At 73.4% G+C, this 22,032-nt stretch carries 18 protein-coding genes and 1 pseudogene; 13 read left to right on the top strand and 6 right to left on the bottom strand.

The features are described from left to right. Positions 1 to 19: 19 nt before the first annotated feature. Complete coding sequence (locus tag ACIQVL_RS43400) at positions 20 to 955, bottom strand: hypothetical protein (RefSeq protein WP_403478239.1); 936 nt, start codon at positions 953 to 955, stop codon at positions 20 to 22. A gap of 397 nt (positions 956 to 1,352) precedes the next feature. On the opposite strand from ACIQVL_RS43400, the gene ACIQVL_RS43395 reads away from it, so the two are divergent. The 4 genes from ACIQVL_RS43395 to ACIQVL_RS43380 all read left to right on the top strand — a co-directional run bounded on the left by ACIQVL_RS43395 (position 1,353) and on the right by ACIQVL_RS43380 (position 6,965). Next, the gene (locus ACIQVL_RS43395; RefSeq protein ID WP_403478238.1) at positions 1,353 to 4,391 is read left to right on the top strand and encodes a BTAD domain-containing putative transcriptional regulator; all 3,039 of its coding nucleotides are present in this window, start codon (positions 1,353 to 1,355) and stop codon (positions 4,389 to 4,391) included. Between the two features lie 85 nt (positions 4,392 to 4,476). Then, positions 4,477 to 5,142, top strand: a complete 666-nt coding sequence (locus ACIQVL_RS43390) for a M15 family metallopeptidase (protein ID WP_403478237.1) — start codon at positions 4,477 to 4,479, stop codon at positions 5,140 to 5,142. Between the two features lie 50 nt (positions 5,143 to 5,192). Further along, on the top strand, positions 5,193 to 5,741 hold the full coding sequence (locus ACIQVL_RS43385) for an RNA polymerase sigma factor (protein WP_403478236.1): 549 nt from the start codon (positions 5,193 to 5,195) through the stop codon (positions 5,739 to 5,741). A gap of 147 nt (positions 5,742 to 5,888) precedes the next feature. Next, a complete protein-coding gene (locus ACIQVL_RS43380) occupies positions 5,889 to 6,965 on the top strand; it encodes a C40 family peptidase (RefSeq protein ID WP_403436019.1) in 1,077 nt (358 codons plus the stop codon). Positions 6,966 to 7,016: 51 nt separating this feature from the next. Here the strand turns inward: ACIQVL_RS43380 and ACIQVL_RS43375 are convergent, their stop codons facing one another. Beyond that, positions 7,017 to 7,595: a PadR family transcriptional regulator gene (locus ACIQVL_RS43375; RefSeq protein WP_403435516.1), complete on the bottom strand. Its 579-nt coding sequence runs from the start codon at positions 7,593 to 7,595 to the stop codon at positions 7,017 to 7,019. A 71-nt stretch (positions 7,596 to 7,666) separates the two neighbouring features. On the opposite strand from ACIQVL_RS43375, the gene ACIQVL_RS43370 reads away from it, so the two are divergent. Further along, positions 7,667 to 8,062 (top strand): nuclear transport factor 2 family protein, encoded by a 396-nt coding sequence (locus tag ACIQVL_RS43370; protein ID WP_403478289.1) that lies wholly within the window; start codon positions 7,667 to 7,669, stop codon positions 8,060 to 8,062. A 138-nt stretch (positions 8,063 to 8,200) separates the two neighbouring features. Here the strand turns inward: ACIQVL_RS43370 and ACIQVL_RS43365 are convergent, their stop codons facing one another. Further along, positions 8,201 to 9,931, bottom strand: coding sequence for a GAF domain-containing protein (locus tag ACIQVL_RS43365; protein ID WP_403435514.1), 1,731 nt, complete (start codon positions 9,929 to 9,931; stop codon positions 8,201 to 8,203). A gap of 322 nt (positions 9,932 to 10,253) precedes the next feature. Further along, positions 10,254 to 10,694 (bottom strand): pyridoxamine 5'-phosphate oxidase family protein, encoded by a 441-nt coding sequence (locus ACIQVL_RS43360; protein ID WP_403478235.1) that lies wholly within the window; start codon positions 10,692 to 10,694, stop codon positions 10,254 to 10,256. A 312-nt stretch (positions 10,695 to 11,006) separates the two neighbouring features. Here ACIQVL_RS43360 and ACIQVL_RS43355 point away from each other — a divergent pair, with 312 nt between their 5' ends. Then, positions 11,007 to 11,387 carry an STAS domain-containing protein gene (locus ACIQVL_RS43355; protein ID WP_403435510.1) on the top strand — a complete coding sequence of 127 codons (381 nt, stop codon included), beginning with the start codon at positions 11,007 to 11,009 and terminating at the stop codon, positions 11,385 to 11,387. Between the two features lie 22 nt (positions 11,388 to 11,409). Here ACIQVL_RS43355 and ACIQVL_RS43350 read toward each other — a convergent pair whose 3' ends face one another. Beyond that, positions 11,410 to 13,794 (bottom strand): phosphoketolase, encoded by a 2,385-nt coding sequence (locus ACIQVL_RS43350; RefSeq protein ID WP_403478234.1) that lies wholly within the window; start codon positions 13,792 to 13,794, stop codon positions 11,410 to 11,412. 42 nt (positions 13,795 to 13,836) lie between these two features. Between ACIQVL_RS43350 and ppk2 the strand changes: the two genes are divergently transcribed. The 7 genes and pseudogenes from ppk2 (at position 13,837) to ACIQVL_RS43315 (ending at position 20,391) form a co-directional block, all read left to right on the top strand. Further along, positions 13,837 to 14,640, top strand: coding sequence for a polyphosphate kinase 2 (gene ppk2 / locus ACIQVL_RS43345; RefSeq protein ID WP_403440545.1), 804 nt, complete (start codon positions 13,837 to 13,839; stop codon positions 14,638 to 14,640). Between the two features lie 321 nt (positions 14,641 to 14,961). Then, positions 14,962 to 16,683, top strand: coding sequence for a SulP family inorganic anion transporter (locus ACIQVL_RS43340; RefSeq protein ID WP_403478233.1), 1,722 nt, complete (start codon positions 14,962 to 14,964; stop codon positions 16,681 to 16,683). Between the two features lie 160 nt (positions 16,684 to 16,843). After that, positions 16,844 to 17,308: a cyclic nucleotide-binding domain-containing protein gene (locus ACIQVL_RS43335; RefSeq protein ID WP_403440539.1), complete on the top strand. Its 465-nt coding sequence runs from the start codon at positions 16,844 to 16,846 to the stop codon at positions 17,306 to 17,308. A 151-nt stretch (positions 17,309 to 17,459) separates the two neighbouring features. Next, entirely contained in the window at positions 17,460 to 18,164 is a 705-nt protein-coding gene (locus ACIQVL_RS43330; protein WP_403478232.1) for a response regulator, read from the top strand. A 64-nt stretch (positions 18,165 to 18,228) separates the two neighbouring features. Continuing rightward, complete coding sequence (locus tag ACIQVL_RS43325) at positions 18,229 to 19,962, top strand: xylosidase (protein WP_403478231.1); 1,734 nt, start codon at positions 18,229 to 18,231, stop codon at positions 19,960 to 19,962. Positions 19,963 to 20,051: 89 nt separating this feature from the next. Continuing rightward, positions 20,052 to 20,174 (top strand): annotated as a pseudogene (locus ACIQVL_RS43320) (IS110 family transposase); the annotation flags it as partial. Between the two features lie 58 nt (positions 20,175 to 20,232). After that, entirely contained in the window at positions 20,233 to 20,391 is a 159-nt protein-coding gene (locus tag ACIQVL_RS43315; RefSeq protein WP_403440532.1) for a DUF4279 domain-containing protein, read from the top strand. 20 nt (positions 20,392 to 20,411) lie between these two features. Here ACIQVL_RS43315 and ACIQVL_RS43310 read toward each other — a convergent pair whose 3' ends face one another. After that, the gene (locus ACIQVL_RS43310) at positions 20,412 to 21,263 is read right to left on the bottom strand and encodes an alpha/beta fold hydrolase (RefSeq protein ID WP_403478230.1); all 852 of its coding nucleotides are present in this window, start codon (positions 21,261 to 21,263) and stop codon (positions 20,412 to 20,414) included. Positions 21,264 to 22,032: the final 769 nt, after the last annotated feature.

Raw genomic sequence — 22,032 nt, 5'->3', positions numbered from 1 at the left:
CATGGGGTCGGGGCAGGTGTCAGGTGCGGGCGGGCACGATCGGCTCGGCACGCTGCAGCGCCTTCAGGCGCACCTGCCGGTAGGCGTCGAGACCGGCGCCGTACTCGCCGTCCAGCTGGGCCAGGTAGTGGGCCTCGCGGTCCTGGCCCACGGACCTGAGGGAGACCTGGCGGGCGCAGGTGGCGTCGGCGACCGCGATCCGGGTCTCGGCGGCGAAGCTCCGGGCCTCCTCCGTCCGGGTCTGGTCCGCGGGGTGCTCGCGGGTGGCCTGCCGGGCCGCGTCCGGGTCCGGGTAGGGGTGGCCGGCCCGCTTCATGCAGGCCGACCACGCGTGCACGGCGGCGGTGAACCGCCGGTCGTGCAGCAGCTTGCCGACGTAGAGCGGGCGCAGGTTGCTCGCCGTGGTGTCGAGCCGGAACCAGGTCTGCGGGTCGCCGTACAGCTGCCGCTCCGCCTCGGCGTCGCAGCCGCCGGTCTGCTTGCTGACCTTGCCCCCGCCGGGGACGTCGGTGCGCAGCACTTCGGCGTGCCGGCCGCCGTCGAGAGCGGTGTCGTACGCGGCCTTCCGGGCGGCGGTGAGACCCTTGCGGTAGGCGCTGTTGGGGTTGCGGAGCCGGGCGCGGTCCTCCTTCGCCGTGATCCGGCTGCCGTATCCGTAGGTGCGGGCCCAGTTCACGTCGTCCTGGACGTAGCCGAGCGGCCTGCTCTCGGCCAGGCTCAGCGGGCGGTCGGTCCAGTAGCGGAACCCGTGGCGGGCCATGCACCGGGCGACCAGGCGCTGTTCGGCGTCCGAGACCCGCAGGTCCTCCGCGTAGGTGAGGTCGCGGACCCGGTGCGCGGCGGCGGGGGCCGGGCCGTCGCCGGACGTCCGGGAGCAGCCGGTGAGGGCGAGCGCCGCCACGGCGGCGACGGCGCTCAGCCGCGCGGTCCTTCGGCGGAAGGCGGTGCGCTTCATGGGTCGGCTCCCTGGGCGTACGGCGAACGGCTCGGTGCTTACGGGCCGTTGACGCCGCCGACGGGGCGTTCGTATGACATGCGGCCGCGAGAACTTCCGGCCTCGCGGATTTCGCCGCGGATCCGGCCGCGCGGTCATACGCGGACGGGCCGCCGGCCGTCTCCCGCACAGGGGACTCTGTGCCCACCCACAGAAACCAGCCAACTGCGGGCAGGAGGGAGTACGGCTTCCGCAGCGCCGAGAGGCCCCGTCCCGGTTCGGTGCACCGGGCGTCGCGGCGGTTCCGGCCGGCCGGTGGGACGGTACGGTTCCGGACACGGCGGCCCGGCTGTCGGGCTGCCCCGACGGTGGCCGCCGATATCGTTGTCGGCATCCGCGGGGCGGCGATCGGGGACCGATGTTCGAAGTACGTCTGCTCGGCCCGGTGGAGGTCTGGGAAGGGGGCAGACGGGCCCCGCTCGGTGGCTCCCGGCCGCAGGCCGTCCTTGCCGCGCTCGTCGTCCACCTGGGCGAGGTGATCTCCACCGAGCGCCTGGTGGACTACGTCTGGGACGAGGAGGCGCCGGCCACCGCGGGCGCCCTGGTCGCCACCCATGTCTCCGCCGTACGCCGGGCCCTGGCCCGGATCGGCACGGCCGAGCTGGTCCGCACCCGGCCCCCGGGCTACGTCGCCGACCTCGCCGCGGACCGGGTCGACGCCCGCCGTTTCGAGGAACTACTCGCGGCCGGACGGTCCCTGGGCCGTACCGGGGAAGCGGCCGAGGCGCTCACCGAGGCGCTGGGGCTGTGGCGGGGCCGGGAGGCCCTGGAGGGACTCGGCCAGTCGTTCGCCCGGATCGAGGCGTCCCGGCTCGGGGAGCTGCGGCTGGTGGCCCAGGAGGAGTCCTTCGCACTGGCCCTGGAACTGGACCGCGCGGACGGCGCCATCGCGCCGCTGCTCGCCCATGTCGCCGCGCATCCGCTGCGGGAGCGGCCGCGCGGCCAGCTGATGACCGCCCTGTTCCGCACCGGCCGGGTCTCCGACGCCCTGCGCATCTACCAGGAGGGCCGGTCGCTGCTCCGCGACGAGCTGGGCATCGACCCGGGACCGGAGCTGCGTGCGGTGCACCAGGCCGTCCTCACCCATGACACCGGCGTGCTGGGGAGCGGGCGGGCCACCCGGCCGGTGCCGGCTCCCCGGAGCGGGCGGCCCCGCCCCGCGCCCTCCCATCTGCCGCCCGACATCGCCGACTTCGTGGGCCGGGCGGAGCAGGTCGAGTGGGCGACCGGGCTGGTGCGGGGCGTCGGCGACCCCGGCCGGACCGCACCGCCGATCGGGGTGATCTCCGGGCGCTCCGGCATCGGCAAGACCGCCCTCGCGGTGCATGTCGGCCACCGCACCGCCGACCTCTTCCCGGACGGCCGCCTGTTCGTGGACCTGCGGGCCGCCGACGCCACCCCGCTGGAACCCGCCGACGCGCTGGCCCGGCTGCTGCGGGCGATGGGCGTCGACCCCGACACGCTGCCCTCCGGCGTCGAGGAGCTGACCGGCCTCTACCGCACCCACATCGGGCACCGGCGGACCCTGATCGTCCTGGACAACGCGGCCGGGGAGGCGCACCTGCGGCCCCTGCTGCCACCCGGCCCGGGTGCCGCGGTGCTGATCACCAGCCGCCGCCGGCTGGTGGCGCTGGAGGGCGCCGCCCATCTGGACCTCGCCGTTCCGGACGAGGCCGAGGCCCTCGGCCTGCTCCGCCGGGTGGCCGGTGCGGGGCGGACCTGGGCGGAGCCGGAGCAGGCCGCCGAGATCGTCGCCCTGTGCGGGCGGCTGCCGCTCGCGGTGCGGATCGCCGGTGCCCGCCTGGCCGCCCGCCCGCACTGGGCACCCGGCCGGCTCGTCGGCCGGCTGCGCGACGAGCGCCGGCGCCTCAGCGAACTCAGTGCCGGGGACCTGGAGTTGCGCGCCAGCCTGGAACTCGGCTACGCGGACCTCGATCCGCAGGAACGCCGGGCCCTGCGCCGCCTCGCCCTGCTGGACCTGCCCGACTTCGCGGCGTGGATCGCCGCTCCCCTGCTGGACATAGCGACGGAGGAGGCCGAGGAGGCCGTCGAGCGGCTGGTGGACTGCCACTTCATCGACGTGGTCGGCGTGGACGGCACCGGCCTCGCCCGCTACCGCATCCACGACCTCGCCCGTGAACACGCCCGCGAGCGCTGCCTCGTCGAGGAGAGCACCGCGGACCGGGCAGCCGCGGTGCTGCGGCTGGCGGCGAGCTGGCTGGACCTGGCCCGGAAGGCCGCCGCCCGGGGCCCCGGCGGCGCGACCCGCCACTTCCCCGAACCGGCCGCCGTCCGCCCGCTCGCCCCGGAGACCGAGGCGGCGGTCCTCGCCCGGCCCGCGGCCTGGTTCGCCGCCGAGCAGGCCGGGCTGCTGGCCGCCGTGACACACTGCGCCGACCACGGCATGGCCCGTACCGCCCGCGATCTCGCCGGGGCGCTGATCGCGAGTTCCGCCGCGCTGTACAACCAGTTCGACGCCTGGTCCCGCGCGCACACGGCGGCGATGGCGGCGGTGCGGCGCGGCGGTGACGTGGAGGGCGAGGCCTGGCTCCTCGCCGGCCTCGGCCAACTCCGCTACGAGCAGGACCGGTTCGAGGATTCCTACGCCTATTTCGCGGACGCGCTGCGGCTGTTCGGGGAGAAGCTGCCGGACGGGGCGGCCGTGGCCCTCGCCGGGATGGGCACCGCCCGCCGCGAACAGGCCCGTTACACCGAGGCGTTGGAGCTGCTGGAGGCCGCGCTGGAGCGGTACGGCGACGCCGGGGCGCGGGCGGGCGTGCTGTACGGCATCGGCTATGTGCACCGCGAGCAGGGGCGCGGCCCGCAGGCCCGGGCGGCGCTGTCCGGGGCGCTCGCGCTGTACCGGGCTGCGGCCGACCTGCACGGCGAGGGGCTCACCCTGCGCTCGCTGGCCCTGTGCGACCGGGCCGAGGGCCGGTACGAGGATGCCGAACGGCTCTTCCTCGACGCGCTGCGGATCTTCACCGGCCTGCACGACACCTTCGGCGTGATGTACACCGAACAGGCGCTGGCCAAGGCGGAGTTGCGCACCGGCCGGCCGGCGGAGGCGGGACGGCGGCTGCTGCGCTGCCTGGCCGTGGCCCAGGAGCGCCAGGACCGGTTCGGCGAGGCGCTGGTCCTGCGCACGCTCGGGGAGCTGCGGCTGGCAGCCGGCGACACCGACGCGGCCCGGGAGCCGCTGGAGCGGGCGGTGGCCCTCTGGGCGGAGTTGGGGCTGCCGCTGTGGCGGGCCCGCACGGTGTGGGACCTGGCCGGGGTGTGGTCCGCGGACGGCGAAGGGGACCGGGCGCGGGCGGCGCGGGCGGAGGCGCTGGAGGTGTTCCGGTCGGTGGGCGTGCGGGAGGCGTGGGAGCGGGCGGGCGACGGGACGCCGTAGCCGGAAACCGGCTGCAGAAGGCCTGGTGACGTGCTTGCAGGGAAGCTGCAGAGCAATTACAGGGGCCCCGGGCACGCTGTTCTGCGTGACGGACATCATCACGCTCTCCGACTCCCGGGTCGCCGAGGTCGCCGAGCAGGAGTGCGGTGAACCGCTGGTCGACCTGCGGGAGACACCCGGTCTGCGGATCGACCTCCGGCAGGCCGACGACGACGGCAGCTTCGCGCACCTGCGGCTCGGGGCGCTGTGCCGGCTGCTCCAGGCGCAGTCGCTGCTGCCCGCCGGGATCCGGTTCCTGGTGGTCGAGGGGTACCGGCCGCCCGACCTGCAGCGCCGCTACTTCGAGCAGTACGCGGCGACCCTGCGCGCGGCCCACCCCGACGCCGGTCCGGACCGGATCCGCGAGCTGGCCAGCGCCTACATCTCCCCGCCGGAGGTGGCCCCGCACGTGAGCGGCGGGGCGGTGGACCTGACTCTGTGCGCCGCCGACGGCACCGAGCTGCCGCTGGGCACGGAGGTCAACGCCACCCCGGAGGAGAGCGCGGGCGCCTGCCGTACCCGGGCACCGAACGTGGCCGCCGAGGCGCGCGCGAACCGCGTGGCGATGAGCCGGGCGCTGACCTCGGCCGGCTTCGTCAACTACCCCACGGAGTGGTGGCACTGGTCCTACGGCGACCGGTACTGGGCCCTGCTGAGCGGGGCACCGGCCGCCCGCTACGGGCCCGCCGCCGCACCCGTCCGGCCCGCGTGACCGGCGGACCGGACACCTCTCTCAGCACCGACGACCAACGGGGGACGACCATGGAAAGCCACGGCGGCACGTGTACGCAGGACCCGCGCGAGGATGCGGACCACGTCCTGGAGTCCATGAGTCCGGGCGAGTTCGACGCCCGCTTCACCGCCGACATGCCCAGACTGCGCAGACGGCTGCTCGCCCTGACCGGCAATCCGCACGACGCCGACGACCTCCTCCAGGAGACGTACCTGCGGCTCTCCCGGCGGGCCCGCGCCCGGAACCTGACGCCGCAGCAGCACCCGTACGCCTACGCCTGCACGGTCGCGCTGAACCTGCTGCGCGACTCCTGGCTGCACCCCTCCCGCCGGGAACGGACCACCGACCGGCTGCCCGAGGCCGGCTGGGACGGCGGACTCGGCACGTACGAGGCCTCGGCCACGGCGCTCGCGCTGCTGAGCGTGCTCTCGCCGAAGGAGGCGGCCGCGGTGATCCTCGTCGACCTGGAGGGGCTCACCCACGACACGGCCGGGGAACGGCTCGGCGCCCATCGCGGCACCGTCCAGCGCAACCGCATGCGGGCGCTGGCCAAGATGCGCGCGGCGCTGGCCGGCTGAACTCCGGGTGCCGTGCCCTCACGGGGGTGGGGCGCGGCGCCCGGTGGATCCGCCCGACCCCCGTACCCGGTTCCACGTCGACGAAGGACGGACACCTTGAACCTCACCACGTCTGCCAGGACGCTCACGGTGGTCGCGGCGCTGGCCATGGCCCCGCTGCTGCCCGTCACCGCGCATGCCGCGGCCCAGGACACCTCGTGCGGGGTGCTGGCCTCCGGCGCCTCGGCCACCGCGCAGGCCGCCGTCCAGGCGGCCTGCTCCCAGATCGGCGTCTGGTACAGCTGGGGCGGCGGGCACGGCGCCACGCCCGGTGCCACGTACGGCTACTACGACGGCTCCGACCCGGACAGCCTGCACGACAACGAGCGCATGGGCTTCGACTGTTCGGGCCTGATGCGGTACGCGTACTACCGGGCGACCGGCTCCGACCTGCTCAACGGCACCGCCGACGACCAGTTCCACAGCCCGCAGGCCTCGGCCCGGTTCTCGGCCGGCCAGGGCACCGCTCCGCTCGTGCCGGGTGACCTGATGTTCTGGGGCAGCGGGTACATCCACCACGTCGCCATGTACCTGGGCGCGGGCCAGATGGTCGAGGCGTACGAGTCGGGCACCCACATCCGGGTGACCCCGGTCCGCACGGGCGGCGACTACGCGGGCGCGATCCGCATCAACCCGTCCGGCACGCCGGTGCCCCCGCCCGCGAACGGCGGTTCGACGTTCCAGACCTGGGGCACGGGGGTGCACACGCACTCCACGCCGAGCGTGCACGCCTCGGTCGTCGACACCTTCGCCGGTCCCACGCAGGTCTCCGTCCAGTGCCAGGAGCACGCGGAGGAGGTGAGCGCCGAGGGCTACACCAACGACATCTGGGCCAAGCTGGCCGACGGGTCGTGGATGACCAACATCTACATCAAGGGCCCGGCCGAACTGCCCGGCATCCCGGACTGCGGCGGCGACAACCCGCCGCCGCCCGGCGGGGGCAGCACGGCGTTCCAGACCTGGGGCACGGGCGTGCGCACGCACAGCGAGCCGAACGTGAACGCCGGTGTCGTCGACTACTTCCCGCAGCCGACGACGGTCAACGTGGTCTGCCAGGCGCACGCCGAGAAGGTCACCGCCGAGGGGTACACCAACGACGCGTGGTCCAAGCTGACCAACGGCGCGTGGATGACCAACATCTACATCAAGGGCCCGGCCTGGCTGCCGGGGGTCGCCACCTGCTGATCCGGGCCCGGCTGCGGGGCGCCCCACGAGCCGGGCGCCCCGCAGGCACACCTATTCACTTTGTTGTGTATGCCGAGCCGCCCGCTGCTCCAGTCTGCGCAGGGCCAGGTCCCCCCACTGGAGGTTCTCCCGCTCGAAGGACATCCCGCGCAGCAGGGTGAGGTACGGGCCGATGCGGGCCGCCTCGGCGAAGTACGCCTCCTCGGACCGGCCGGCGAGGAGACGCTGCCGGATCCGTTCGTAGCGGGCGAGTTTGGCGGTGGCCCACTCCATCCGCTCGGCGACGGCCGTCCGGACCGTCTCGATGTCACCGGCGTCCGCGCACTGCACCTTGACCAGCAGTTCGTCGCGGACCACCGCGGGCCGGCCGGGGGGCTCGGACGTATAGGCGCGAACCGCCTCGCGGCCGGCGTCCGTCAGCGAGAACAGTCGCTTGTTGGGCCTGCGTTCCTGCTCGACGACGCGGGCGACGACCAGTCCGTCCGCCTCCATGCGCTCCAGTTCCCGGTAGAGCTGCTGGGGCGTCGCCGTCCAGAAGTTGGCGACCGTCGCGTCGAATCCCTTGGCGAGGTCGTACCCGGAGGCCTCGCCCTCCAGGAGGGCGGCCATCACCGCATTCCGCAGAGCCATGGGTGCACGCTAGCATGCAGCTACTCAACTTTTTGACTAGGTGAGGTGGACCCATGCATTCCGCGCACCCCGTGCACCCCTTCCGCAAGGCCGTCGAGAACGGCGACATGGCCGCCGTGGCCGCCCTGCTCGCCGACGACGTCGTCTTCACCAGCCCGGTCGCCTTCAAGCCGTACCCGGGCAAGCCGATCACGGCCGCGATCCTGCGCGCGGTGTCGCAGGTGTTCGAGGACTTCACCTACGTACGGGAGATCGCGAACCCGGACGGCCGCGACCACGCCTTCGTGTTCACGGCCACGGTCGCCGGCAAGCAGCTCCAGGGCTGCGACTTCCTGCACTTCGACGAGGACGGGAAGATCGACGAGTTCACCGTGATGGTGCGTCCGCTCTCGGCCGCGCAGGCGCTGTCCGAGGCGATGGGCGCCCGCTTCGAGCAGATCGCCCAGGAGGCGTCCGCCGCGGGGTGACCGGGGCCGTGTCGTCCGCCCGACGCGCAGCACCCGCGCGGGAGAGGCCTCGTCGGGACGGTGCGGCGGGACGGGTGCACCTGTCGGGCCCGCACCGCGGACGGCCGCCGGGTGCGGCGGCGGGTATCCGCCCCGCCGCTACGGCTTCCCCACGACCGGCACCCGCCACACCAGCGCCGTTCCCCCGCCCTCGGGCCCCCGGGGGCAGTCCCACTCCAGCCGGCCGCCGAGTTCCGCAGCCCGCTCCGCCATGTTCCGCAGCCCGCTGCGGCGGCCGTCGGGCGGGATACCCACGCCGTTGTCCGTGATCTTCAGCAACAGCTCGTGCCCGTCGGTCGCCAGGACGACCTCCGTGCGGTCGGCGTGGGCGTGCCGGGCGATGTTGGTCAGGGCCTCGGAGAGGACCGCGACCGCGTGATCGGCGATCTCCTTGGGCACGTCGGTGTCGAGCAGCCCCTCCATGCGCACGCTCGGCGCGAACCCGAGCGCCGGGGCCGCCTCACCGGCCACCTGCACCGCGCGGGCCCGCAGCCCGCTGCCGGCACCGCCCTCCCGGGTCCGCAGCCCGAAGATCGTCGACCTGATGATCTTGATGGTCTCGTCCAGGTCGTCCACGGCCCGCAGCACCCGCTCCGCGGCCTCCGAGTGCTCGATGAAACGCCCGGCGCTCTGCAGGGTCATCCCGGTGGCGAACAGCCGCTGGATCGCCAGGTCGTGCAGGTCCCGGGCGATCCGGTCGCGGTCCTTGAGCACCGCGATCTCCTCGGCGTCCCGCCGCCGCTCCGCCAGCTCCATCGCGAGGGCCGCCTGCGCCGCGAAGACCTGAAGCGGCTCGGTCTCCTTCACGGTGAACGGCGGCCGGCCCGTCTCACGCGCCAGCAGCACCACGCCCCGCACACCCGCCTCACCGGTGCCGATCGGGCTGGCCACGGCAGGCCCCAGGCCGGCGAACCGCGGAGGCTCGGGCGAGACCCGCTCGTCGTTGACCACGTCCGTGCTGGTCACCAGGGCGCCCCGGGCGAACGCGAGGCCCATGAGCGTCCTGTCCAGCGACAGCACCAGCCCCCGGTGGGCGTCCGCGTCCAGGCCGACGGCGATCTCCACCGTGAGCGAGTCGGTGTCCGCCATCGGGGTCGCCACCGCGGCCAGCGCCGAACCGGTGATCTCCCTGGCCTGCTCGGCGATCAGCCCGAGGGCCTCGGCGCTCGGGCTGCCGGACATCAGACTGTTCGTGATCTCCGCGCTCGCCCGCAGCCAGCGCTCGCGCAGCCGCGACTCCTCGTACAGCCGGGCGTTGTCGATCGCCACCCCGGCCGCCACGGCCAGCGTCGACGTCACCGACACGTCCTCCTCGTCGAACTGGCCGCCGCCCCGCTTCTCGGTCAGGTAGAGGTTGCCGAAGACCTGGTCGCGGACCCGGATCGGGACACCGAGAAAGGAGTTCATGGGCGGGTGGTTCGGCGGGAAGCCGTACGAGGCCGGATGCTCGGAGAGCTTGGCCAGGCGCAGCGGCTCGGGATCGCGGATCAGCTCGCCGAGGATCCCGTGGCCCTCCGGGAAGGGGCCGATCCGGGCGATCTCCTCCTCGGTGACCCCGACCGTGTGGAACGCCGACAGCCGCCTGCCGTCCGGCCCGATCACGCCCAGGGCCGCGTACTCGGCGTCGACCAGCACCGCCGCCGCCTCCACGATGCTGCGCAGAGCCTGCTCCAGGTCCAGTTCCCGGCCGACCGAGAGCACCGCCTCCAGCAGGCTGTGCACCCGGTCCCGGGTGCCACGCGCCGCGTCCAGCCGGGCCTGCAGTTCCCCCAGCAGCTCGTCCAGCCTGAGCTGCGGCAGCCGTACCCGGGCCGCCTCATGGCTCTCCACCGCACTCCTCCCGACCCCGTCGACTCGTACACCGGCAGGTCCGGTCCATGCCCACCGTAGTGCGGGCCGGCCACGCCGGGCACCTGGATCGGGCAAGTCGGACGGGTGTCCGCGTGGCGCGGCGGAGACCACCGCAACGGAGCCTCCGTAACGGGTGCGCCGCCCGGGGCGTAAGGGCCGACCGGTCCCGAACCGGTGACCATCGGCACCTGCCGCGGGGCACGGGCCGGGGGAGACTGGGACCAGGAGCGGCACCGGTCCCCCGCGGTGTCGCTCCGTGCCGCCCGGTCCGACGGGGAGTGCCACGGGAGCGGGGCGGGGATCAGGGGATGGGGTCCAGGCCGTACCGGGTGCGGCCGCCGGTCAGTTCCCGTCCGGTGACGAGTTCCGGCTCGATGCGGACGAAGACCTCCCGTGGGGACGGAACCCAGGACCTGGGGCCGTCCAGGACGAGCCTCGCGTGTTCGCCGGGGTCCCTCACCACGGCCGCGCGGCCGGTCACGACGACGCTCCAGCCGGCCTGCGCGACGGCGTCGACCTCGTCGGCCTCGAAGGCGACGACCGAACCGTCGACGGCCCGTACCAGCTCCGAGGCCTCGGAGGTGCGCAGGACCACCGCCCCGTCCCGGTCCAGGCCGAAGTTGACGGGCAGCACGGCCGGCAGCGCCCCACGCGTGTGGACGATACGGCCGACCGGCACCGCGCCGAGCAGCCGCAGGCACTCCCACCGGTCGAGTTCACGGAATCCGTCGTTGGCGTACATCGGCCGTCCCGTCTCCCAACCTCTCGCACGGCAGCTCTCTCACGACACCTCTCGCACGGCGCCTCTCTCACGGCGGCTGTCCCGCGTACGACGGCGCCGGGACCTCGTCGGTGTCGTCCCGCGGATCCAGCCTGGCCCGGCCCGGCGGGGTCCGCTTGGGCCGGTCGGTCCCCGCCGGCCGCCGGACGGGCACTTCCGTGCCGGAGCACGCGGGACGGGGACGCCCGCAGCACCGCAGGACGGGACGTCCGGAGCGCCGAGGGGGCCGAACGGCCCTTCCGCGCGGCCCGCCGGCTGGACTTCGCTCTTTCCATGGCCGACAACCACACGAGGTCCGCGACGTACCGCACGACCCGGACCGACGGGAGCACCACCGTCGTGACCCTGCACGGCGACCTCGATCTCCTGGCGGTTCCGGTCCTCTCCGTGGCCCTCGACGACCTGACCTCCGGTGCGGAGCCCGACCTGGTGGTCGACCTGGGTCCCGTGTCGTTCATCGACTGCTCCGGCCTCGGTCTCCTGTGCCGGGCCCGCAACCGGGTCCGGTACCGCGGCGGCAGACTGCGCCTGGTGGCGCCGGACGACGACTTCCGCCGGCTGCTGCGCCGTACGGGGCTGGATGACGTGTTCGAGCTGTATCCCGGCCTGCCCGAGGCCCTCGCCGGCGGAGACGCCCCCGTCCCGGTCGCCTGACCGGGACGGGGGACGGGGACGTTCAGCCGGTCCAGGTCCAGTCGGCGACCTCGGGCAGGTCGGTGCCGTGCTCCCGGATCCAGGCCCGGTGGCGGGTGCGGGCGTCGGCCATCTGCTGGCGTACGGCGGCAGCCCTGACCCCGAGGCCGGGAACGCGGTCGATGACGTCCATGACCAGCCGGTAGCGGTCCAGGTCGTTGCGGACGACCATGTCGAACGGCGTGGTCGTGGTCCCGGACTCCTTGTAGCCGCGCACGTGCAGGTGCTGGTGGCCGGTGCGCCGGTAGGCGAGGCGGTGGATCAGCCAGGGGTAGCCGTGGTAGGCGAAGATCACCGGCTTGTCGGCGGTGAACAGGCCGTCGTACTCGAAGTCGGTCATCCCGTGCGGGTGTTCGTCCTTGGGCATGAGGCGGGTCATGTCGACGACGTTCACCACCCGGACGGCCAGCTGCGGCAGCTGCCGGCGCAGCAGCTGGGCGGCGGCGAGCACCTCCTGGGTGGGCACGTCACCGGCGCAGGCCAGCACGACGTCGGGCTCGCCGGTGCCGTCCTCGGTGCCGGCCCACTCCCAGATCCCGGCGCCGCGCGCGCAGTGCACGCGGGCCTGGTCCATGGAGAGCCAGTCGAAGCAGGGCTGCTTGCCGGCGACGATGACGTTGACGTAGTCGCGGCTGCGCAGCGCGTGGTCGGCGACGGAGAGAAGCGTGTTGGCGTCCGGCGGGAGGTAGACGCGGACGACCTCGGGGCTCTTGTTGAGGACGTGGTCGACGAAGCCGGGGTCCTGGTGCGAGAAGCCGTTGTGGTCCTGGCGCCACACGTGCGAGGTGAGCAGGTAGTTGAGGGAGGCGACGGGCGCCCGCCACGCCAGCTCCCGCGATGTCTTGAGCCACTTGATGTGCTGGTTGACCATCGAGTCGACGATGTGCACGAACGCCTCGTAGCAGGAGAACAGCCCGTGCCGGCCGGTCAGGAGATAGCCCTCCAGCCAGCCCTGACAGGTGTGCTCGGAGAGGATCTCCATGACCCGGCCGTGCCGGTCCAGGTGCTCGTCGACCGGCAGCAGCCCGGCCTGCCAGGCCTTCCCGCTGGCGTCGTAGACGGCCTGCAGCCGGTTGGACGCGGTCTCGTCCGGGCCGACCACGCGGAAGTCCCGGCGCGCCCCGGTGTCCTTCATGACCTGGGCAAGGAGGTCGCCGAGCACCCGCGTGGGTTCGTGCAGGGCCGTACCGGGCTTGTCGACGGGGACGGCGAACTCGTCGAGGTCGGCCAGGGGCAGGTCGCGGACGAGCAGCCCGCCGTTGGCGTACGGCGACGCGCCCAGCCGCCGTGCTCCCTCGGGGACGCAGGCGAGCACGTCGGCGACCGGACGACCGTCGGGGGCGAAGAGCTCCTCGGGCCGGTACGACCGCAGCCACGCCTCCAACTGCCGCAGGTGCTCCGGGTTCTCACGGACCCCGGCCAGCGGCACCTGATGAGCCCGCCAGGTGCCCTCGACCGGTACGCCGTCCACCTCGGCCGGACCGGTCCAGCCCTTCGGTGTCCGCAGCACGATCACCGGCCAGTGCACGCGCTCGGTGATCCCCTCCTCGCGCGCAGAGCGCTGCATCACGGCGATCCGGTCCAGCGCGTCGTCCATCGCCGCCGCCATGGCCCGGTGGACCTCGTGCGGGTCGTCGCCCGTGACGTGGATCGGCTCGTGGCCGTAGCCGCGCAGCAGCTCGTCCAGCTCGGACTCGGGGATGCGGGCCAGGACGGTCGGGTTGGCGATCTTGTAGCCGTTGAGGTGCAGGATCGGCAGGACGGCCCCGTCGCGGACGGGGTCGAGGAACTTGTTGGAGTGCCAGGACGCGGCCAGCGGCCCGGTCTCCGCCTCACCGTCCCCGATCACGCAGGCGACCAGCAGGTCCGGGTGGTCCAGGGCGGCACCGTAGGCGTGGGAGAGGGAGTAGCCGAGCTCGCCGCCCTCGTGGATCGAGCCGGGCGTCTCGGGGGCCACGTGGCTGGGCACGCCCCCGGGGAAGGAGAACTGCTTGAACAGCCGGCCCATCCCCTCCGCGTCCCGCGGGACGTCGGGATACGTCTCGCTGTAGCTGCCCTCCAGCCAGGAGTTGGCCAGCACGGACGGACCGCCGTGGCCCGGCCCCCACACGCACAGCGCGTCCAGGCCGCGGGCCCCGATCACCCGGTTGAGGTGGGTGTACACGAGGTTCAGGCCGGGCGAGGTACCCCAGTGGCCCAGCAGCCGGGGCTTGATGTGCTCGGGGCGCAGCGGTTCGGTGAGCAGCGGGTTGGACATCAGGTAGATCTGGCCCGCCGCGAGGTAGTTGGCGGCACGCCAGTGCGCGTCCAGGGTGCGCAGTTCCTCGTCGGACAGTACGGTGGCGTCCTGGTGTTCGGCCTTGGACATCGGGATGGCTCCATGGGTAGGTCATCGGGCGGCGGAGGCGGCATGGCCGGCAAGCAGGCGGCGGAGCTGCCGCGCAAGGTGTACGAGGCGGAACTGCTCCGGTTGCAGACCGAGTTGGTGAAACTGCAGGAGTGGGTGCGGGCCACGGGTGCACGTCTTGTAGTGATCTTCGAGGGACGGGACGCGGCCGGCAAAGGCGGGACGATCAAACGGGTGACCGAGCACCTCAATCCGCGGATCGCCCGGATCGCGGCGCTGCCGAAACCCACCGAGCGCGAGCGCACCCAGTGGTACTTCCAGCGGTACGTGGAGCAGCTCCCGGCGGCCGGGGAGATCGTGCTGTTCGACCGGTCCTGGTACAACCGGGCCGGCGTCGAACGCGTGATGGGTTTCTGTACGAAGGAGGAGTACCAGCTCTTCCTGCGGCACTGCCCGATCTTCGAGCGGATGCTGGTGGAGTCCGGGATCCTGCTGCGCAAGTACTGGTTCTCGGTGAGCGACACCGAGCAGCAGGACCGGTTCCGCAAGCGCCTCGAGGATCCGCTGCGGCGCTGGAAGCTCTCCCCGATGGACCTGGAGTCGATCACCCACTGGGAGGCGTACTCCCGGGCGAAGGACGAGATGCTGGTCCACACGGACGTCTCCGACGCGCCCTGGTACGTCGTGGAGAGCGACGACAAGCGCCGGGCCCGGCTGAACATGATGGCCCACCTGCTGTCGACCGTGCCGTACCACGACGTGCCGCCGCCGGTGCTGGAGCTCCCGAAGCGGCCGCCGTCGACCGGCTACGAGCGCCCGCCGCGGGATCTGCAGACCTACGTCCCCGACCACGCGGCGAGCCTCTGAGCGAGCGGGCCGCCGGACGGTGCCGCCGGGTGGGTCCGGCCGGGCCGGCGACTGCCGCGGTGGCGGTGCGAGACATGAGCTTCACCTCCTGGGCTGCTGCGCCGAGGGACCGCGCGGGGGCTCCTTTGGCGGATCCGGTTCCAGCGTCGGGTCCGGGAGGTCCGGCGGGCAGGGGCCACTGGTCCCGGACCGGGGCCGCCCGGCCCACGCCCGGGGCCGGACGGTGCGGCCGACGGCACCGGGGCGGCCCCGGGCGCCCCGGACCCCGCAGCAGGTGACGACGGACCACGGATGCCGGGATCACCGGACGGAAGGCGGCGCATGACCCACGGCAGCGGCGGACCCCCGGGGTGGCACCGGCTCGTTCCCGGACTCGTCTCGCTGCTCGGCTACCGGCGCTCCTGGCTGAGGGGCGACCTGCTGGCCGGGGTGACCGTCGCCGCGTACCTGGTGCCGCAGGTCATGGCGTACGCCGGGGTGGCCGGGCTGCCACCGGTCGCCGGTCTGTGGGCGATCCTGCCCGCCCTGGCCCTGTACACGGTGTTCGGATCCTCGCGGCTGCTGTCGGTCGGCCCGGAGTCGACGACCGCCCTGATGACGGCCACCGTGGTCGCCCCGCTCGCCACCGGCGACCCCGGCCGGTACGCCGTCCTGGCGGCCGGCCTCGCCGCCACGGTCGGTCTGCTCTGCCTGGTCGCGCGGACCGTCCGCCTGGGTTTCCTGGCGGACCTGCTCTCCCGTCCGGTCCTGATCGGCTACCTGGCCGGCGTCGCCCTGATCATGGTCGTGGACCAGCTGCCCAAACTCACCGGAGTTCCGGTGGCGGGGACCGAGTTCCTCCCCCAACTCTGGTCGTTCTTCACCCACCTGGGCGAAGCCCATGCGGCGACCGTGGTCTTCTCGGCGGCGACGCTGTTCTTCCTCCTCGTCGTCACGCGGTACGTGCGAGTGCTCCCAGGACCGCTGCTGGCCGTGGTCCTGGGCACGGCGGCCGTGGTGGCGTTCGACCTCGACGACCGTTACGGCATCAAGGTCATCGGCACCGTCCCGGCGGGTCTGCCCGACCTCGCCGTGCCCGACCCGGCCGAGCTGCCACGCCTGGTCCTCCCGGCGCTCGGCGTCCTCCTGGTGGCGTACACGGACTTCGTCCTCACCGCCCGCGCGTTCGCCGGCCGGGGCCCCGACGAGGGTCCCGGGCTCGACGCCGACCAGGAGTTCCTGGCGCTCGGCGCGGCCAACCTCGGCGCGAGCCTGGTGCACGGCTTCCCGGTGAGCAGCAGCGCCAGCCGCACCGCCCTGGCCACCTCGGCGGGCGCCCGCAGCCAGGCGTACTCCCTGGTCGCCGGCGCCCTCGTCCTCGCGGTCCTGCTCTTCCTCAGCCCCCTCCTCACCCGGACACCCGCGCCGGTGCTCGGTGCCCTGGTCGTCTACGCGGCCACCCGAATGACGGACTTCGCCGGCTTCCGCCGGCTGGCCGCCTTCCGCCGCCGCGAACTGCTCCTCGCGCTCGGCTGCCTGGCCGGGGTCCTCGCCCTGGACATCCTGTACGGCGTGCTGGTCGCCGTCGGCCTGTCGGTGGCCGAGCTGCTGACCCGGGTGGCCCGCCCGCACGACGCGGTCGAGGGCCTGGTGCCCGGCGTGGCCGGCATGCACGACGTCGACGACTACCCCACCGCCCGCACGATCCCCGGCCTGCTGGTCTACCGCTACGACTCGCCCCTGTTCTTCGCCAACGCCGAGAACTTCCGGCGCCGGGCCCTGGCCGCCGTGGACGAGCAGACCACGCCGGTCCGCTGGTTCGTCCTGAACACCGAGGCCAACGTGGAGGTCGACATCACCGCCCTGGACGCGGTGGACGCCCTGCGCCGCGAACTGACCGCACGCGGTGTCGTCTTCGCGCTCGCCCGGGTGAAGCAGGACCTGATGGAGAGCCTGGAGGCGTACGGCCTCGCCGACGCGGTCGGCCACGACCGCATCTTCCCGACCCTGCCGACGGCGGTGACGGCCTACCGCGCGTGGCTGGCCGCACAACCGGACGGGTGAGACGGGGGCCGGGCGCGGCCGTGCGGGGAGCGGCCGTCCGGTCCGCGGCCGCACCGAAGGTCCCGGTCCGGGGGACCGCTCGGCCCATGGCGGGCCCGGTCCCGGCACCGCACGCTGGCAGTGGCAGCCCGTACCCACGTCCCGCCCCGGGAGGCAGGCCATGAACACCCCGTCGACCCTCAGCATGCTGCGCGTCCTGCCCGCCGACCGGCAGCGGCAGCTGATGCGCCACGCCCGGGAGGTCTCCTTCCCGCAGGGCACGCGGCTCTTCGAGGAAGGCGGTCACGCCGACCGGTTCTGGATCATCCGCACCGGCCGCGTCGAACTCGACATGCACGTCCCGGGCCGCCGGGCGGCCGTCATCGAGAGCCTCGGGCACAACGAGCTCATCGGCTGGTCCTGGCTGTTCGCACCGCCCGTCTGGCACCTGGGTGCCGAGGCCACCACACCGGTACGCGCCTACGAGTTCGACGCCGCGACCGTCCTGGCCCTGTGCGGGGAGGATCCGGCGCTGGGCAACGCGGTCAGCCAGTGGGTGGGCCAGGTGCTCGCGCACCGCCTGCGCGCGGCCCGCAAACGGCTGCTGGACCTGTACGCCCCGTACGGCGCCGGCGTGAGCGTCTGACACCGCCCGCCGTCGGCGGCACCCGCCGCTGGGGCAAGTGGGGCCGGTCGGCCCTGGTGCGACCGGCCGCGGCGGACGATGATCCTCATGGGCAGTCCACGGTCTGCCCGTGGTCCGGGACAGGCCGGGATGCCGGGGACAAGGGGACGCCATGACGTCGGAGCCGCACACCTTCTCGGAACGGGACCCGATCCGCGTGTTCCTGCTGGACGACCACGAGGTCGTCCGGCGCGGCCTGACGGACCTGCTCGACGCGGAACCCGACATCACGGTCGTCGGCGACGCGGGCACCGTCCAGCACGCCCTCGCCCGCGGCCCCGCCCTGCGCCCGCACGTCGCCGTCCTCGACGTCCGGCTGCCCGACGGCGACGGCATCACGGTCTGCCGGGAACTGCGCGACCAGATGCCCGGTCTGGCCTGCCTCATGCTCACCTCCTTCGACGACGAGGAGGCCCTGCTGGACGCGATCATGGCCGGGGCCTCCGGCTACGTCCTCAAGCAGATCAGGGGCTCGGACCTGGTCTCCGCGGTCCGCACGGTCGCCTCGGGCCAGTCGATGCTGGACCCCGCGACCACGGCCCGCCTCATGCGCTCGCTGCGCGCCGACCCCGCCGAGACCCCGTCCGTGCCGCCCGAGCTGGCGGGCCTCTCGCCGCGCGAGCGGGACATCCTCGCCCTCATCGGCGACGGCCTGACCAACCGCGAGATCGGCAAGAAGCTCTACCTCTCCGAGAAGACCGTCAAGAACCACATCTCCCGCCTCCTGGCCAAGCTGGGCGTCCAGCGCCGCGTCCAGGCCGCCGTCCTCGCCACCCATCTGGAGCAGCCGGGGAGCGGGGACCGCCCGGCGAAGTAGGGCAGCCGAAAAGATCCCGCCCGGTTTCTGTTACGGCGGCACCGGTGGCGGTCCCTCCCCTCACATGGACACCTCCGCTCCCACCCCGGAGCCCCGCAAGGCCCTTTCCCACCGCGCTCCGGCCTGGTCGCGCCGCAGGCTGCTCGGCACCGCGGCGGGCGGCACCGCTGCCGCCGCGCTCGGCACGTTCGGCGTCACCCGCTTCGCCTCGGCGGCCGGCACCAGCACCACCGCGAGTGCCGTCGGCGACGTCGTGGGCAGGGTGACCGTCGGCTACCAGGGCTGGTTCGCCTGCAAGGGCGACGGCGCACCCATCAACGCCTGGTGGCACTGGGCCCCCAACAGCGCCTCCACCCCCTCCCCCACCAACAACGGCATCAAGGCCTGGCCCGACATCCGCGACTACACCCACACCTACCCCACCGCCTTCGCGGCCTTCGGCAACGGCCACGCCCCCGCCCTCTTCTCCTCCTACGACCAGCAGACCGTCGACACCCACTTCCTGTGGATGCAGCAGTACGGCATCGACACCGCCGCCCTCCAGCGCTTCAACCCCACCGGCGGCGAGGGCCCGACACGGGACGGCATGGCCGCCAAGGTGCGCAGCGCGGCCGAGGCGTACGGCCGGAAGTTCTACGTCATGTACGACGTCAGCGGCTGGACGAACATGCAGTCCGAGATCAAGACCGACTGGGCGAACAAGATGTCGGCACACACGGCGAGTTCGGCCTACGCGACCCAGGACGGCAGACCCGTCGTGTGCATCTGGGGCTTCGGCTTCAACGACGACAAGCACGCCTTCACCGCCGACGCCTGCCTCGACGTCGTCAACTGGTTCAAGAACCAGGGCTGTTACGTCATCGGGGGCGTCCCCACCTGGTGGCGCACCGGCACCGGCGACTCCCGCTCCGGCTTCGCGGACGTCTACCACGCCCTCGACATGATCTCCCCCTGGATGGTCGGCCGGATCAGCACCGCCTCCGACGCCGACAACTTCTACACCAACGCCACCGTCCCCGACGTCGCCGACTGCGCCGCACACGGCATCGACTACCAGCCCTGCGTCCTGCCCGGCGACGTCGCCGAACACCAGCGCGCCCACGGCGACTTCATGTGGCGCCAGTTCTACAACATGGTCCGCGCCGGCGTGCAGGGCATCTACATCTCCATGTACGACGAGTACAACGAGGGCAACCAGATCGCCAAGACCGCCGAATCACAGGCCTGGGTCCCCACCGACTCCGGTCTGCTCGCCCTCGACGAGGACGGCACCGCCTGCTCCGCCGACTACTACCTGCGCCTCACCGGCGACGGAGCCCGCATGCTCAACGGCACCCTCGCCCTCACCGCCACCCGCCCCACAGCCCCCTACGTCAACGGCACGTCCGCCGGCACCCCCGCCATCGCCACCGTCACCCTCAAAGCCCGCGCCAACGGCAAGTACGTCACCACCGAGAACGCAGGCACCGACCCCCTCGTCGCCAACCGCGACTCCGCCGGCACCTGGGAGAAGTTCGACCAGATCGACCTCGGCAGCGGCAACATCGCCCTGCGCTCCCGCGCCAACGGCCGGATCGTCTGCGCCGACAACGCCGGCGCCTCCGCCCTCATCGCCAACCGCACCGCCATCGGCAGCTACGAGACCTTCCAGCTGGTGAAGAACTCCAACGGCACCGTCAGCCTGCTGGCCGCCGCCAACGGCAAGTACGTCACCGCCGAGAACGCAGGCGCCGTCCCTCTCATCGCCAACCGCGCCGCCATCGGCACCTGGGAGCAGTTCGACATGGCCACGGTCTAGCAGTGGAGATCGGAGGCAGCCATACGAGGGGCTCCTGGACAACACTCCTGGGGCCTTGCCGCGCCCGGTGAACGGTGCGGTACCCCCGCGAAGGCAAGAAGCAGGTCCAGGCCGTGCTCGCCCTCGCCCGCCGACGTGTCAACGTCATCTGGGCCCTGATCCGTGACCGGCGGTGCTACGAGGTCGCACCTCCGGTCACCGAGGCTGCCTGACTGCCGGGCACGCAAAGAACACGGTCGGCCCACTTCCCGCGCGGCTGACCTCCACGGGATGCCACTTCGCCAGTACGCCTACTTCGCGCTGTTCAGCCGGCACACCTCGGCCGACGACATGACCTCCCAGCTGGGCATCACCCCTGACGAGGTGACTGTTCGCGGCAGCCGCTTCGCGAGCCGACGGTGGTTCCGGTCCCCTCTGCGTGGCTGGTGACGGTCACGGGCCGGGCCGCGTCAGGCCGAAGCCACCTGGGCGTACGCGCCGCCGATCCAGTCGGCGATGACCGCGCCGTACTCGGCCGCGCTCTGTTCCCAGGGGAAGTGGCCGGAGTCGAAGCCCGTCAGGCGGCTGTGCGGCAGCCTTCCGTGCAGGTACCTGCCGTTGGAGGGCGGCACGAGTTCGTCGTGTTCGGCGTTCATCACCTGTACCGGGGTGACGATGGACGGCAGCAGTCGGCCCAGTGCGGGCAACTCCGCGGGGTAGGCGCGCACGTAACGCGCGGACTCGGCGAACCTGCCGTCCTCGTACGCGGTGACGTAGTCCTCCCAGACCTCGGGTTCCTCGGCCCGCGGTGCCACCGCCTCGACGGTGGCACCCACCGAGGTCCGGCTGTCGAAGTCTTTGAGGAAGCCGGTGTCGGGAGCCGCGATGATTTCGGCAAGGGCGCCGGCCACCTCCAGCGGGTACGCCGCCCCACCGCTGCCGACGATGAGCGAGGCCACCGTGCCGGGGTGGCGGGCGGCCAGGAACAGCGCCGCGCCCGTACCCACGTCCGGGGCCAGCAGGTGCGGTGTGTCCAGGCCCCACTCGCCGATGAGCCGGTACAGGAAGTCCGCCATGGCAGACGGCGCGAACAACTCGTCCCGGCCTTCGGAGTGCCCGAACCCCGGCAGGTCGACGGCGATCAGCCGGGCCGTCGGCGCCAGCCCGCCCCAGAGGCGGCGGAAGGCGAAGAGGCTCTCCGGCCACGGGCTCGTCATGAGCAACGTCGGGCCCGGCTGCTCACCGGTGTCGACGAAGCGGATCGCCAGACCGTCGGTCGGCCTCGTCCGGAGGTCACGGCCGGTGAATCCGGTACTCGTCATACGGTTCATCCCCTTTTCCAGCACGAGGTGTGGTCTCGACGGGTCACTCGGACGACCGCGGTCAGCGCCTGGACGACGCACCGCGCGACGGCGACCGGTCGGGCGATGGACGCGGTGCGGGACCCGTCCGCGGTCAGGACGGGCGCACTCGTGCGCCCGGCCATGAACGACCGGGCCTCCGCCACGATGGCCCGGTCGTTCTCGCACAGCGGGTACCAGGACGGCCTGTGCACAGCTCGCGGCCGTCAGGGGCACCCGGTGCGTCGTGGCCGGTGCGGTACGAGGTCTTCGCCGGCAGTGCGGGCGGGACGGGCTCCTGCCCGCCACGCGCGGTCGCACGGAGCCTTTGCAGAGCCGTCGTCATTTCCTCGGTACGACCCCGCAGAACGCCGGGAGCAGCGGCGCGCCGTGGACCTGTTTCCCTCTGCCAGGGCTGCTCGGCCGGCTTGCCTCGGAAGGCCGTGGCGCGACCGCTCTCCGTACGCGCCGCCGCGCCGCTCACAGCGCTGCCCACGGAGACGGCGGCGCTCCCTGCCGACGAGACGATCGACGATGCGTTCACGCTGTCAGCGTCCCTGCCGTCCGCGGCGGGGGGGGGGCCCCGCCGGCCGGGGGGGCCCCCCCCCCCCCCCCCCCCCCCCCCCCCCCCCCCCCCCCACACCCCCCACCCCCCCCCCCCCCCCCCCCCCCCCACCCCCCCCCCCCCCCCACCCCAACAACAACACCAAAAACCCCCCCCCCAACCCACCCCCCACTCCCCCCCCCCCCC

Source organism: Streptomyces sp. NPDC090499, assembly GCF_044769305.1.
Taxonomy (GTDB): domain Bacteria; phylum Actinomycetota; class Actinomycetes; order Streptomycetales; family Streptomycetaceae; genus Streptomyces.
This window is presented reverse-complemented; position numbering and strand designations above follow the sequence as displayed.